Source organism: Stenotrophomonas chelatiphaga (assembly GCF_032054965.1).
GTDB lineage: Bacteria > Pseudomonadota > Gammaproteobacteria > Xanthomonadales > Xanthomonadaceae > Stenotrophomonas > Stenotrophomonas chelatiphaga.
Window position 1 is genome coordinate 148,002 of record NZ_DAMBRS010000008.1, and the last position, 13,587, is coordinate 161,588.

The following is a 13,587-nucleotide window of genomic DNA, read 5'->3' on the forward strand; positions in this document are numbered from 1 at the left end:
ACCCCTTACAGCTTGTAGCCGGAATGGATGGACACGATGCCGGCCGACAGGTTCTTGTAGTGGCAGCGTTCGAAGCCGGCCTCGCCCATCATCGCCTTCAGTTCTTCCTGCGGCGGGTGCTTGCGGATGCTCTCGGCCAGGTACTGGTAGCTGTCCGAATCACGCGCGAACAGGCGGCCCAGCTTCGGCAGCACCTTGAACGAATGGAAGTCGTAGATCGGCTTGAACCAGTCCAGCGTGACCTCGGAGAACTCCAGCACGCGGGCCTGTCCGCCCACCTTCAGCACGCGGTGCATTTCGCGCAGCGCGGCATCCTTGTCGGTCACGTTGCGCAGTCCGAAGGCAATGGTCACCAGATCGAAGCTGGCATCCGGGAACGGCAGCGCCTCGGCATTGCACTGCACGTAATCCAGCCCGGCCACCAGGCCGCGGTTGGTCAGGCGGTCGCGGCCGACCGACAGCATGCCGGCATTGATGTCGCCCACCACGACGGCACCCTCGGCACCGACCCGCTCCTTCAGCAGGGCGGCGATGTCACCGGTACCGCCGGCGAGATCGAGCACGCGGTCACCCGGCTTCACCTGCGCGGTGGCTACGTAGTAGCGCTTCCACACCCGGTGCACGCCCAGGCTCATCAGGTCGTTCATCAGGTCGTAGTTGCGCGCGACCGAGGTGAAGACCTGGCCGACCAGCTTCTGCTTGTCCTTTGCATCGACATCGCGGAAGCCGAAATGGGTGGTTCCGGACTTGTAGGGGGATTCGCTCATGGGCTGATTATCGCACCGCGCGCGGCCGGCGGCACCCCCTGCCCTTATCATGGCTCCCTGACTTCACGGAGACCCACATGATCACCACGCCCGACTACCAGGCCCTGCTGCAGACTGCCATCGCCGAGGCCCGCCAGGGGCTTGCCGAGGGTGGCGTGCCGATCGGCGCAGCGCTCTACCACAATGATGGGCGCCTGCTCGGCTGTGGCCACAATCGTCGCGTACAGGAAGGTGACCCGTCCGTGCACGGCGAAACCGATGCGTTCCGCAAGGCCGGCCGCCAGCGCGGCTACAGGAACACCATCATGGTCACCACGCTGGCCCCGTGCTGGTACTGCAGCGGGCTGGTCCGACAGTTCAACATCGGTACCGTGGTGGTGGGCGAATCGCGCACCTTCCAGGGCGGCATCGACTGGCTGCGCGAGAGCGGCGTGAACGTGATCGATCTGGACAACCAGGAGTGCGTGGACCTGCTGGGCAACTTCATTGAACGCCACCCGGAGATCTGGGACGAAGACATCGGCGAATGACTTTCCCTGAATACTTCAGCGCCAGCGTGGGAAAAACTACGTAGAGGCATGCCGGATCGTTCGCGAAGAACGACAAGGCCACGCTGATTGCACGCAGCAATGACGCTGCGTGCACTGGCCGATAGCGATGATCGGGTCTCCCCCACCCCCCATCATCCATAAGAAGTCAGAGCCATGCGCGCAGATGCACCCAATGTCCCTCCGGTCATCGACGTGGAGGCAGAGCTGAATCACTGGCGCCAACGACATGCCGACGGCGCGATGGGGCCCGGCTCCTTCGGCCACTTCGTCCCGTGGATAAAGTTCGCCTGCGATTCGCTGATCACCCACCCGCGCGCCAGCAACGAGCAGCGCGAGGAAGCCTTCCAGACCCAGTACGCGCTGCAGATCATGCCGCGGCTGACCGAGGCGCAGGCGCGTGAGTTCATCGAGCAGGTGTGGGACCACGTCTACGTGTCCAGCATGATCCACAGCGCCGACCGGCCGCGGCTGATCGCCTGAACGCAGCGGCGACAGCGTGACGACCGACGGTCGTCACCCACCCAGGCAGGAAGCTGACGGCCAGCGGCCGTCACTACAGGCAGCACGCTGACGGCCAGCGGCGGTCACTACCACCGGTGCGGCCGTCACTACCTTGGTGCGGCCCTCACTACCCGATGGCTCAGCTGCGCTCGCGCCAGCCGCCGCCCAGCACTTTGTACAGGGTGATGCGGTTGGACTGCTGCGCCAGCGCGGTCTGCAACTGGCTCTGCTGCGCGCTGTAGGCGGTGCGCCGCGCATCCAGCAGGGTGACGAAGCTGTCCAGCCCGGCGTCATAGCGCGCCTGCGACAACTGCTCGGCCTGGGTGGCGGCCGCCAGCAGCGCCTGCTGCGACGCCGCCTGCGCGTCCAGGCTGGTGCTCAACGCCAGTGCGTCGGCGGTTTCGCGGAAGCCCACCTGGATCGACTTTTCGTACTCGGCCAGGGCGATGTCACGGTCTGCGTTGGCCACCGCCAGTCCCGCCCGCAGCTTGCCGCCCTGGAAGATCGGCAGGCTGATGGTGGGCAGGAAACTCCACACCCGCGTGCCGCTGTCGAACAGGCCGGACAACTCGGTCGAACTGCTGCCCAGCGTGCCGGTCAGCCGGATGCTGGGGAAGAACGCCGCGCGTGCAGCGCCGATGTTGGCGTTGCCCGCCAGCAGGGTGTGCTCGGCCGCCATGATGTCCGGGCGGCGCAGCAGCACGTCACTGGGCAGGTCGGCCGGCGGCGGCGCCAGCGCCAGCAGCTGCAGGTCGTGGCTGCCGGCCGGCAACAGTGCCTCGTCCACCGGGCCGCCGATCAGCAGCGCCAGCGCATTGCGGTCCTGCTGCAGCTGGCCACGCAGGCGCGCGGCATCGGTGCGTGCGGTTTCCACCAGCGTTCGTGTCTGTGCCAGCTCCAAGGCCGAACTGCCGCCGCGTTCGAAACGCGCCTGTGCCAGCCGCAGCGAATCCTCATGGCTGGCCAGGGTCGCCTCGGAAATCCGCAGCAGCTCGCTGTCCGCACCGTAGGTGAGCCACGCCGTGGCGGTTTCCGCGACCAGGCCGAGCTGCGCATTGCGGCGGTTGGCGGCCACCGCGAAGTACTGCTGCAACGCCGCTTCGCTGAGGTTGCGCACGCGCCCGAACAGATCCAGCTCGAACTCGGTCACACCCAGTCCCGCGGTGAACTGTTCGTTCACCGGCACGTCGCCGCCGGTGCGCTCCATCTGGCCCTGCACGTTCAGCGCAGGCATGCGGTCGGCGCGCTGGATGCGGTACTGGCCGCGCGCGCGTTCGACGTTGAGCACGGCAACGCGCAGGTCACGGTTGTTGGCCAGGCCCTGCTCGATCACCTGCTGCAGGCGCGGATCGGTGAAGAAATCGCGCCAGCCCAGTTCGGCGGCATCGGTGGGGCGGCCCTGGCCCGCCTCGGCCGGCCACTGCACGGGAATGGACGGTGCCACGTCAGTGTGGCCCGGGACCAGGGTGGCACAGCCACCCAGCCCGAGGCTGGCGATCAGCGCCAGCAGCAACGGGGTCTTGTTCATGGGGTATCACTCGACTTTGCTGCGTCACGCAGCTTGCGGTTGAACAGCTTCTGCACCACCACGAAGAACAGCGGGATGAAGAACACGCCCAGCAGGGTGCCGGCCAGCATCCCGCCCAGCACGCCGGTACCGATGGCGCGCTGCGCACCGGAACCTGCGCCTGAGGCGATCGCCAGCGGCAGCACGCCCAGGCCGAAGGCCAGCGAGGTCATGATGATCGGACGCAGGCGATCGCGTACCGCGTGCATCGTCGCTTCGATCAGCCCGGCGCCCTTTTCCAGGTTTTCCTTGGCGAACTCCACGATCAGGATCGCGTTCTTCGATGTCAGGCCCACCGTGGTCAGCATCGCGACCTGGAAGTAGATGTCGCGCTCCAGGCCCATCAGCGTGTTGGCCAGGACCGCACCGAGGATGCCCAGCGGGGCCACCAGCAGCACCGACGTCGGCACGCTCCAGCTTTCATACAGCGCGGCCAGGCACAGGAACACGATCAGCAGCGACAGCGAGTACAGCAGCGGCGTCTGCGAGCCGGCCTGGCGCTCCTGGTAGGACAACGCGGTCCATTCGATCTCGTAGCCGGGCGGCAGATCCTTGGCGATGCGTTCGATCTCGTTCATGGCATCGCCCGATGCCACGCCGGTCGCCGGCTCGCCCTGGATTTCCATCGCCGACACACCGTTGTAGCGTTCCAGGCGCGGCGAACCGAAGTCCCAGCGCTTGGAAGCGAAGGCACTGAACGGCACCATCTCACCGGCGCTGTTCTTCACCGACCACACGTTGAAGTCATCCGGGTTCATGCGGAAGTCCGCATCGGACTGCACGTACACGCGCTTGACCCGGCCGCGGTCGATGAAGTCATCGATGTAGCTGCTGCCCCACGCGGTGGCCAGCGTGTTGTTGATCGAGGTCATGTTCAGGCCAAGCGCATTGGCCTTTTCCACGTCCACGTCGATGCGCAGCTGCGGGGTATCTTCCTGGCCGTTCGGGCGCACGTTGGCCAGCAGCTTGCTCTGCCCGGCGGCACCCAGCAGCTGGTTGCGCGCGTTGAGCAGGGCCTCGTGGCCCTGCCCACTGTTGTCCTTCAGGAAGAAGGTGTAGCCCGAGCCGATACCCAGTTCCGGCATCGCCGGCGGCGGGAAGGCGAAGATGAAGGCATCCTTGATGCCGCTCAGTGCGCCCATCGCACGGCCGGTGACTGCTTCCACGCTCTGCTCGGCATCACGGTCCTTCCAGTCCTTCAGCTTGACGAAGGCCATGCCGGCGTTCTGGCCCATGCCGGCGAAGCTGAAGCCCTGGATGGCGAAGATCGATTCGATCGCTTCGCCCTCGTTTTCAAGGAAATGGTTTTCCAGCTTGGCCATCGCCTCCAGCGTCCGCTCCTGGGTAGAGCCGACCGGGGTCTGCACCAGCGCCATCATGATGCCCTGGTCTTCATTGGGCAGGAACGAACTGGGCAGGCGCATGAACAGCAGCACCATCACCACCGACAGCGCTGCGAACACGCCCATGAAACGCCACGGGCGGGAAATGATGCCCTTGACGCCGCGCTGGTACTTTTCACTGGACGCATCGAAGCCGCGGTTGAAGCCACCGAAGAAGCGGCCCGACCAGCCCTTGTGTGCAACATGGTGCTCGCCCTTCTTCAGCGGCTTGAGCATCGTGGCGCACAGCGCCGGGGTCAGCACGATCGCCACCAGCACCGACAACCCCATCGCCGAGACGATCGTCGCGGAGAACTGCCGGTAGATCACACCGGTCGCGCCGCCCATGAAGGCCATCGGCACGAAGACCGCCGACAGCACCAGGCCGATGCCCACCAGCGCGCCGGTGATCTGGGTCATTGATTTGCGCGTGGCTTCCAGCGGCGACAGGCCCTCTTCGGCCATGATCCGCTCCACGTTCTCCACCACCACGATGGCATCGTCGACCAGCAGGCCGATCGCCAGCACCATCGCGAACATGGTCAGCATGTTGACCGAGAACCCCAGCACCGACAGCACGCCGAAGGTGCCCAGCAGCACCACCGGGACGGCAATGGTAGGGATCAGGGTGGCGCGGAAGTTCTGCAGGAACAGGTACATCACCACGAACACCAGCACGATCGCCTCGATCAGGGTCTTGATCACGCCCTTGATCGACACCTGCACGAACGGGGTGGTGTCATACGGCACCACCGATTCCAGGCCGGCCGGGAAGGTCGCCTTCATGTCTTCCAGTGCCGCGCGCACGCCGTTGGCGGTATCCAGCGCATTGGCGCCGGTGGCCAGGGTGATGGCGATGCCGGTGGACGGCTTGCCGTTGTAACGGGTGACGAAATCGTAGCTTTCGGCCCCCAGCTCCACGCGGGCCACGTCGCCCAGCCGCAGCTCGCTGCCATCGGTGCCGCCACGCACCAGGATGTTGCGGAACTGTTCCGGGGTCTGCAGGCGGTCCTGCGCATTGATGGTGGCATTGAGCTGCTGGCCCTTCACCGACGGTGCGCCGCCGAGCTGGCCGATCGCCACCTGTGCGTTCTGCGCGGTGATCGCCGCGGTGACTTCATCCACCGACAGCTTGTAGGTGTGCAGCTTGTTCGGGTCCAGCCAGATGCGCATGGCGTACTTGCCGCCGAACACCTGGATGTTGCCCACGCCCGGCACGCGGCTGAGCGGATCGACGACATTGGAGCCCACGAAATCTGAGATGTCGTTGGCGTCCATGCTGTTGTCGTTGGACACAAAGCCCAGCACCTGCAGGAAACCGCTGCTGGACTTGGCCACGTTGATGCCCTGCCGCTGCACTTCCTGCGGCAGCAGCGGCATGGCCAGCTGCAGTTTGTTCTGCACCTGCACCTGGGCGATGTCCGGGTTGGTGCCCGATTCAAAGGTCAGGGTGATGGTGGCTTGGCCGTTGGCCGAACTGTTCGACGAAAAGTAGATCAGCCCGTCGAGGCCCTTCATGTTCTGCTCGATGATCTGGGTCACCGAGTCCTCGACCACCTTGGCCGAAGCGCCCGGGTAGGTGGCGGAGATCTCGACGGCGGGCGGGGCCACTTCCGGGTACATCGACACCGGCAAGGTGGTCACCGCCAAGGCGCCGGCGAGCATGATGATGATCGCGATCACCCACGCGAAGATGGGTCGATCGATGAAGAAACGTGCCATGGAATTCTCCGCTTACTGCGCGTCGGTGCCGGCCGGAGCCTGGGCGGGTGCGGCGGCGTCGGCCGGCGCGGCGGCCGGGGTTCCGGCCGGCCTGGCCGGTTCGCTGCCCTTCTCGGTGGCCTGCACCGGCATGTCCGGCGCGATCTTCTGCAGCCCTTCCACGATCACCTTGTCGCCGGCCTGCAGGCCGTCTTCCACCAGCCACTTGTCACCCAGTGCGCGGCTCACCTTGACCGGGCGCACTTCCACCTTGCCGTCCTTGTTGACCACCATCGCGCTGGTATCGCCCTTGGCATCGCGAGCGATGCCCTGCATCGGCACCAGCAGCGCGCCATTGCGCACGCCGCCGCCGATCACCGCGCGCACGTACATGCCCGGCATCAGCACGCCTTCGGGGTTGGCGACCTTGACCCGCAAGCCGTAGCTGCCGGTGGTCGGGTCCACGCTGACTTCGGAAAACTCCAGCGTGCCCTGCTGGTCGAAGGTGCTGCCATCGTCCAGCAGGATGCTGACCGGCAGGGTCTGGTTGTCCTGCAGGCGGCCGGCGGCCAGTTCGCGGCGCAACTGCAGCAGCTCGGCGGCGGACTGGGTCAGGTCGACGTAGATCGGGTCCAGCTGCTGCACGGTGGCCAGCGCTTCGGTCTGGGCGGCGCTGACCAGCGCGCCCTGGGTGACCGATGACTTGCCGATGCGGCCGCTGATCGGGGCGGTGATGCGCGCGTAACCCAGGGTCACGTTGGCCGCATCCAGCGATGCCCTCGCGGCGCCTACATCGGCTTCGGCCTGCTTCTGCGCGGCGATCGCGTTTTCCAGGTCCTGCTTGCTGACCGCATCCACTTTGGCCAGTTCGGTGATGCGCGCCGCACTCAACTTCGATGCATTGGCGGTGGCCTCGGCCCGGGCCAGCTGGGCACGTGCATTGTTGGACTGCGCGCGGTAGCTGGCGTCATCGATCTGGTACAGCGGCTGCCCTTCGGTCACCAGGCTGCCTTCGGTGAACAGCCGCTTGCCGACGATGCCATTGACCTGTGGCCGCACTTCGGCGACCAGGAACGCGGTGGTGCGGCCGGGCAGTTCGCGGGTCAGCGACACCGATTCGGCCTTCAGGGTCACCACGGTGACCTGGCCGGGGCCCTGCTGTTGCGGCTGGTCATCGCCACCGCCGCAGGCGGCCACGGTCGCGGCAACCGCCAACGACAAGGCAAGGGGACGAATACGGGACAGGAGCATGGGGGAGGGTCTCGATGGCGGGAGTTCGGTAGCGGGCAGCCGCCCGCCCGCCCCGTTCCGGAGGCGGCCAATAGCGACGGCAATCATGGGCAGGAAATATACATACATGACTGTTTGTTTGTAAAGCGCTATGATTCACCGACGTTTCAGCCACATCCTGAGCAATGGCCCGAAAGACCAAAGAGGAAACCCAGGCGACCCGCGAAGGGATCCTCGACGCCGCCGAATCCTGCTTCCATGAGCACGGGGTGGCCCGCACCACGCTGGAAATGATCGGTGCGCGTGCCGGCTACACCCGCGGCGCGGTGTACTGGCACTTCAAGAACAAGATCGACGTACTGGCCGCGGTGATCGAGCGCGTGCGCCTGCCCTTCATGCAGGAACTCGACCGCGCCGCCACCGAGTCGCGCGACACCCCCGTGCTGGACCTGCGTTCGGTGATCCTGGGTTCGCTGATCGACCTGGCGCAGGACGAGCGGCTGCGCAACACCATGGAAATCATGCTGCGCAGTGATTCATCGGCGGACAGCAAGGTGCTGGCGGACCTGCAGCAGGAAGGGTTCCGCGATGGGCTGGAGCGGATGGCGCGCGCGCTGCGCCGGGCCGGACAGCTGGGCCAGCTCAAGCCGGGCGCGAACCCCGAAGTGGCCGCACGGATGCTGCACGCCACGGTACTGGGCGTGCTGCACGGGGCAATGGTGGAACCGGACCTGATGGACATCCGCCGCGATGGGATGCTGGCGCTGGACATGACGCTGGCGGCGTATGTCAAAGAAGGCGTCTTCGAGGCAGGCAGCGCACCGACGCCGCTGTAGCAGCGGCAGCGGCAGCGGCAGCGCGATGCTTACCGGGATCCGACCTGCGAAGCGTCGGCACCCGCCCCTGCCGCCATGGTCGAGGGCGCCGCGCAGTTGGCGGTGATCAGCTCACCGTTGTTGCCCTCTGGCACGGTGTAGTCGATCACGCACTGCTGGGCGCCATTGGCCCCCAGGCGCACCGTCAAGCGGCCTGCCTCTTCGATGCCGCGCACCCACAGGCGGCTCGCCTGGCCGACCACGCCCACCACGTCGCCGGCTTCGTTGCAGACATCGAACCCGAACGGCAATGCCTGTCCATCGGCCTGGAACGCTTCGATCAATGCGCTGCGCCCGTTGCTGGTGGGCACCACCAGCTTGACCACCGCGCCGGCCGTCGGCACGCCGATGACGGAGGTGGTCTTGAGTTCCACGTCCAACGGCAAGCCCTTCGGGTCCACCGTCACTTCATTGCGGCGGAACGGGGTCAGGTACGGGACGACGGCATAGCCCTTCGCATTGGTCTTGACGCCTACGGTGCTGTCCAGCGCCGCGCCCGCTGCATCGGGCACCTGCACCAGCGCGATGGTGTCACCGAGCTGCTGGGCGAACGCCACGCCATCGCCATGCAGCACGACGCCACCGGTCGCCCCCAGGCTCAGCCCACGGCTGCCGGAGGCGTGGTTGTAGCCGGCGTTGAGCGTGGCCACCGAAGCCTGGTAGCTGACGCCGGCATCGACGTTCGCCCCCGTACCGCTGTAGCGACTGATCGATGCGTTGTAGCCCCCTTGGCGACGCTCGCCGAACGTGCCGGTGACGCCGGCGCGTTCGTCGTCACGACCATCGCTCCTGCGGTTCACCGCGGTGACCAGGCGCGGCGCGCTGCTGCGCGTTCCCAGCGGCACGGTCACGTTCAGATGGAAACTGTTGCCTTCGCGCGCCGCCCCGCCGCCCAGGCTGCGTTCCAGGCTGCGCTGCGCCGACAGGCTGTAGCTGGCAGGGCCCAGCCGGTCGGAGTAGCCCACCGAGAAATTCGTGCGACGCTCGTTCCGGCTCCAGTAATCCACGCTGCTGGCGCTGGCATACAGCGACGCCGCACCGTCACCCAGGCGCTGGTTGAGATTGATGTCCAGGCGCGAGCGCTGACGTGCGAACAAGTCCCCGCCTTCACCATCGGCCATCTGCTGGCGCAGCCGCGCCGCATCTGCCAGCGACAGATATCCCTCGGTCGAGAAGCGATACGCGGCCATCGACAGATTGGTGCCGGTCGCCGGAATATCCTTGCTGAAGGCCAGCCGGTAGGACTGACCCTGCATGCGCGAACCCGACGTCGGCAGCGTGCCAGGCAGCTGCGTACGGGCCACCGTGACATCGCCGGAAAACGCACCGAAGCGTGTATTCAGCGCGCCGCCGATCAGGCCCGCCGCATAGCCATCACTGGCGGTGACACCACCAAACCCGGTGAAGCGGTTGCTGATGCCCTTGCGCAGGGTGGCTTCCAGCAACGTCGGTGTATCGCGCAGCCACGCATCGTCCAGCGTGCCCACGGTGACGTTGAAGCGGTGCTGGCCAGCGCGCAGCAGCTGCGGCACGGAAGCAAAAGGCACCACGAATCGCTGCACGCGGCCATCGTTCTCGATGACTTCCACGTCCAGGTCGCCGGCGTAGGCGGTCCCGTACAGGTCATTGATCTCGAACGGACCGGCAGCCACGTTGGTCTGGTACAGCACCGCATCGCGCTGGCGGATCACCACCCGCGCGTTGGTCTGTGCCACGCCGCGCACCGTGGGGGCATAGTCACGCTGCGATTCCGGCAGCATGCGCGGATCGGTCGCCACGCTGACGCCGCGGAAGCTGATTCCATCGAACAGGTCACCGCTGGTGCTGGCCTCGCCCACGGTCAGCTCGGTGCCCAGCGATGCGATCGAACGCTGGGCGTAGCTGCGCCCCGCGCGATACGACGTGCCGCGCCCGCTGGCCTGCGACAGATAGCCATCATGGCGCACGCGCCAGGCCCCCAGGTTGATGCCGGCGTTGAGCATCGCGCTGGTCGACTGCAGCTGGTAGCCGCGGGTCTGGATGCGCTGGTGGCTGATGGAATAGCCCAGCATCGCCGCACTGACGCCGTCGTCCCACAGTTCCGGGCTGACCCAGCCGCGCGGATCGCGCGACAGGTAGGCCTGCGGGATGCTGACCTCCAGCGCCAGTTCGCCGGCGTCGAAGCGCACGCTGGCCTGTGGGATGAACGTGGAAAGGGGCTCGCAGCTGACCGAGACGGGCAACGGCTGCAGCTGGATCGGCTGGCCGTCGCCATCGGTGGCGCTGCCAGGCTGCGGCAGGCGTGCGGCGTCGATGCCAAGCACCGCGATCAGTTCCGGCGACAGGCACACCGCGGTCGAGCCGTTATCCAGCGCGCGCAGTTCCACCTCACGCCGCGCGACAACCACGCCATTGACCTTGATGTCGGCACTGTAGATGCCCGGCACATCCTCGCCGCTCTCGAACCGGCTCAGATCCAGCGCGCTGGCCTGCGAACCCTGCAGGAACTGCGCGTTGAACTCCACGTTGGGCGCCGCCAACGCGACGGCGGGAAACAAGGCACCCACCACGGCAAAGGCCAGGCGGCACGGCTTCGGCGCTGACGATGTCGGGCTGCGGAACAGCATGGCGGATCTCCAGGAGGGCATGCGGCGGCGACACCTGCCAGGGGCAGGCATCAGCCGATGTCGCGTCTATCGGGGGCGGAGCGGCGGCGGGCGCCGCGGATCAGTTGCCGGACAGCGGCACGGACTGGCCGATGCTGGCGCCGAAGTCGTTGATGTACTCGAACTGCACGTTGCCGCCACTCGGACGCGCGCGCAGGCTGTCCAGCGCATAGCGTTCGGTGGACTGCGGCGCGATCATCTGCGGGTCGACAGCGGGATGGTCTACGCCCTGCACGCGCAGGCCCAAGGTGCCCATATGCACGTAATACGGAGTGGGATTGGTGACCTGCAGGGCCCAGCCCTTCGCATCCGGCACCAGGCTCCACTGCAGCTTCTGCGGCGCCGTGCCGGCGTCGTCCAGTCCGCTGGGGCGGTAGATCAACTTGATGCGCGTGCGCAGGCTGAACTGCAGGTAGTTGCCCGTGGCGATTTCGCCGCTCTGCGGTACCGGGGGAATATCCAGTACGTTGAGGTAATAGAGGCTTTCGCGGTCCTGCGGCAGGTCACCGCCGGTGAACAGGATGCGCAGCGACTGCGACTTGCCGCCGTCCAGCCGGAATACCGGCGGCCGCAGCACGAACGGGGTGACGCTCTCTTCCGGTTCAGCCAGCTTGTCGCCGTCGTCGGTCCACGCCTGCACCAGCGATGCCTTCTGGCCGACGTTTTCCACGCGCACGGTGATCTCGCGCTGGTTGCCGGGGAATATCTGACGGGTGCCGTGCACGATGACGCCCGCGTCGGCCGAAACACTGGCCAGCAGCGAGGCGACAGCTACACAGCAGAGGAGTCCGGTACGGATCAGGTTCATGACAGGTCACTCGTTGCGGGCCACGGCCCGGGATAGCCGGGGCCCGAAGGCCCCGACCGGTACTCCGACAACCGTTCGATTACTTGTAATCGATGGTGTAGCCGACGCTTGCGGTCACGTTGCCGGCGCCGGCGGCGGCGGTGCTGCTGCGGTATTCGGCAGCGAAGTCGATCTGCTTGGTGGTCGACAGATCGATTTCAGCCGAACGCCACGGGGTGGAGATGTTGATCGGGGTGTCGTTGGCGTCGCGCAGCGCGATCTGCACGTTGGCTGCCGGGTTAGCGACCGCGGTGTTGTTCAGGTAGCCGTTGGTCTGGTTGGCGGTGCGGTTCGGGTTCAGTTCGATCGCCGCAAGGCCGCTGGTGCACTGGGAGCCGGCACCGCCGATCACCAGCGAAACGGTCTGCTTGCCGGCCGTGACGCCGGCGGCTGCCAGCGCAGTGGTCGGCACGGTCGGCAGGGTCACGATGGGATCGGTGACGGCGCCGCCGCTGCCCGGCCAGGTGACCGAACAGGTGGTGGCGGTAATTTCGCCGTTGAAGGTGATGGTGCCGCTCTGTGCCGAAGCAGAGAAGGAGGCGCCAATGGCCAGGGCGGCCGACAGCGCGATAGCAAGCTTGTTCATGAAGGTAAAATCCTTTGTGATGGAGGTGTAGCCAGCTCGGCGGGATCCGGTTTGGCAGGATGTCGGCCGGAAGGACTGTCTCGTCCTTGACGCCTAATCTAGTAACCGAACTGCCGGCATTTAATAGGACGGGGATGAAAGGGGGCCATGGCGACGCCGGCAGGTCTGCAATGACAGCGCACTGCGTAGCGAGCTGCCATCGGACGCGTCCGAGGTGCGTCCTGTTCCCGTCATGGGGCTGCCGTGCCGCGTCCCGCCCGGCTCGGTGGATCAGGGATAGTTGAGGGTGTAGCGCAACGGGGCCTGGAAGGCGCCCGGTACGGCATCCTGGTTGTCGGCGTAGTACTCGGCAAAGAAGGTGAATTCCGCGCCGCCAGCGCCTGAGGCAACCGGCCTCAGCACGGCGCCACCGGTCAGGTTGATCGGCGCATCCTGCGCATCGCGCAGGCCCACCACGGCGTTGGTGCCGCCGCCCACGCCGATGGCCGCATTACGCAGTCGACCGTTGAGCAGGTTCGCTGATCGGTCAGTGTTCAATGCAATCGCCAGACGATTGCTCGAACAGACCGGGTCGGCGCCGCTGATCCGCACCACGACCGGGGTGCGGCCCCCGCTCTGGCCCGACAGCAGCGAACGTGCCGCGACCTTGGGCAGGGTAACGGTCGCGTCAGTGCCGACCACGCCGTCGAAGGAGACTTCGCAGGTGACGGCCGAGACCGCGCCATTGAAGGTGATGTCGCCACTCTGCGCCTGCGCGGCGCCGCTCGCGCCGAACAGGATGAGCGCAAGCGTGGCGGACAGGCGTGTTGATGCATGTCGCATGAAATGAGCTCCTTGTTTCGTCCATTGACCTTCGTACCCGGAAACTGCATGCCACCGGGAGGCCATCGTCGAGGAACGCGGGAGCAGGCAGACTAGGACGCGACGCAAGACGC

11 protein-coding genes are annotated in these 13,587 nt (G+C 66.5%); 3 read left to right on the forward strand and 8 right to left on the reverse strand.

Features of this window, described 5'->3' with window-relative positions:
- Nucleotides 1-5: 5 nt before the first annotated feature.
- Nucleotides 6-767, reverse strand: coding sequence for a bifunctional demethylmenaquinone methyltransferase/2-methoxy-6-polyprenyl-1,4-benzoquinol methylase UbiE (ubiE, locus tag RTX79_RS11890; protein WP_042615017.1), 762 nt, complete (start codon nt 765-767; stop codon nt 6-8).
- 77 nt (nt 768-844) lie between these two features.
- Here ubiE and RTX79_RS11895 point away from each other — a divergent pair, with 77 nt between their 5' ends.
- Nucleotides 845-1,297, forward strand: coding sequence for a nucleoside deaminase (locus tag RTX79_RS11895; RefSeq protein WP_057508905.1), 453 nt, complete (start codon nt 845-847; stop codon nt 1,295-1,297).
- A 174-nt stretch (nt 1,298-1,471) separates the two neighbouring features.
- On the forward strand, nt 1,472-1,798 hold the full coding sequence (locus tag RTX79_RS11900) for a hypothetical protein (RefSeq protein ID WP_057508904.1): 327 nt from the start codon (nt 1,472-1,474) through the stop codon (nt 1,796-1,798).
- A gap of 160 nt (nt 1,799-1,958) precedes the next feature.
- Here RTX79_RS11900 and RTX79_RS11905 read toward each other — a convergent pair whose 3' ends face one another.
- From RTX79_RS11905 to smeD, 3 genes are read right to left on the reverse strand one after another with little or no spacing between them, the layout of a single operon-like run.
- A complete protein-coding gene (locus RTX79_RS11905; protein WP_312683923.1) occupies nt 1,959-3,347 on the reverse strand; it encodes an efflux transporter outer membrane subunit in 1,389 nt (462 codons plus the stop codon).
- Nucleotides 3,344-6,490, reverse strand: coding sequence for a multidrug efflux RND transporter permease subunit SmeE (smeE, locus tag RTX79_RS11910; RefSeq protein ID WP_123698925.1), 3,147 nt, complete (start codon nt 6,488-6,490; stop codon nt 3,344-3,346). Before smeE ends, RTX79_RS11905 begins: the two co-directional genes overlap by 4 nt.
- Nucleotides 6,491-6,502: 12 nt before the next feature.
- A complete protein-coding gene (gene smeD / locus RTX79_RS11915) occupies nt 6,503-7,720 on the reverse strand; it encodes a multidrug efflux RND transporter periplasmic adaptor subunit SmeD (RefSeq protein ID WP_312683925.1) in 1,218 nt (405 codons plus the stop codon).
- A 164-nt stretch (nt 7,721-7,884) separates the two neighbouring features.
- On the opposite strand from smeD, the gene RTX79_RS11920 reads away from it, so the two are divergent.
- Nucleotides 7,885-8,535: a TetR family transcriptional regulator gene (locus RTX79_RS11920; RefSeq protein ID WP_057508900.1), complete on the forward strand. Its 651-nt coding sequence runs from the start codon at nt 7,885-7,887 to the stop codon at nt 8,533-8,535.
- Nucleotides 8,536-8,564: 29 nt separating this feature from the next.
- Here RTX79_RS11920 and RTX79_RS11925 read toward each other — a convergent pair whose 3' ends face one another.
- From RTX79_RS11925 to RTX79_RS11940, 4 genes are all read right to left on the reverse strand, one after another.
- Nucleotides 8,565-11,180 carry a fimbria/pilus outer membrane usher protein gene (locus RTX79_RS11925; protein WP_312683926.1) on the reverse strand — a complete coding sequence of 872 codons (2,616 nt, stop codon included), beginning with the start codon at nt 11,178-11,180 and terminating at the stop codon, nt 8,565-8,567.
- A gap of 100 nt (nt 11,181-11,280) precedes the next feature.
- Nucleotides 11,281-12,027, reverse strand: a complete 747-nt coding sequence (locus RTX79_RS11930; protein WP_312683927.1) for a fimbrial biogenesis chaperone — start codon at nt 12,025-12,027, stop codon at nt 11,281-11,283.
- Between the two features lie 79 nt (nt 12,028-12,106).
- Nucleotides 12,107-12,652, reverse strand: a complete 546-nt coding sequence (locus tag RTX79_RS11935) for a fimbrial protein (protein WP_312683928.1) — start codon at nt 12,650-12,652, stop codon at nt 12,107-12,109.
- Nucleotides 12,653-12,922: 270 nt separating this feature from the next.
- The gene (locus tag RTX79_RS11940; protein ID WP_312683929.1) at nt 12,923-13,474 is read right to left on the reverse strand and encodes a fimbrial protein; all 552 of its coding nucleotides are present in this window, start codon (nt 13,472-13,474) and stop codon (nt 12,923-12,925) included.
- Between the last annotated feature and the right edge of the window lie 113 nt (nt 13,475-13,587).

Coding starts and splice junctions, on each gene's coding strand:
- smeE (WP_123698925.1), bottom strand. CDS start 6,490: ATGGCACGTTTCTTCATCGATCGACCCATCTTCGCGTGGGTGATCGCG.
- RTX79_RS11905 (WP_312683923.1), bottom strand. CDS start 3,347: ATGAACAAGACCCCGTTGCTGCTGGCGCTGATCGCCAGCCTCGGGCTG.
- RTX79_RS11920 (WP_057508900.1), top strand. CDS start 7,885: ATGGCCCGAAAGACCAAAGAGGAAACCCAGGCGACCCGCGAAGGGATC.
- RTX79_RS11925 (WP_312683926.1), bottom strand. CDS start 11,180: ATGCTGTTCCGCAGCCCGACATCGTCAGCGCCGAAGCCGTGCCGCCTG.
- RTX79_RS11895 (WP_057508905.1), top strand. CDS start 845: ATGATCACCACGCCCGACTACCAGGCCCTGCTGCAGACTGCCATCGCC.
- RTX79_RS11940 (WP_312683929.1), bottom strand. CDS start 13,474: ATGCGACATGCATCAACACGCCTGTCCGCCACGCTTGCGCTCATCCTG.
- RTX79_RS11900 (WP_057508904.1), top strand. CDS start 1,472: ATGCGCGCAGATGCACCCAATGTCCCTCCGGTCATCGACGTGGAGGCA.
- ubiE (WP_042615017.1), bottom strand. CDS start 767: ATGAGCGAATCCCCCTACAAGTCCGGAACCACCCATTTCGGCTTCCGC.
- RTX79_RS11935 (WP_312683928.1), bottom strand. CDS start 12,652: ATGAACAAGCTTGCTATCGCGCTGTCGGCCGCCCTGGCCATTGGCGCC.
- smeD (WP_312683925.1), bottom strand. CDS start 7,720: ATGCTCCTGTCCCGTATTCGTCCCCTTGCCTTGTCGTTGGCGGTTGCC.
- RTX79_RS11930 (WP_312683927.1), bottom strand. CDS start 12,027: ATGAACCTGATCCGTACCGGACTCCTCTGCTGTGTAGCTGTCGCCTCG.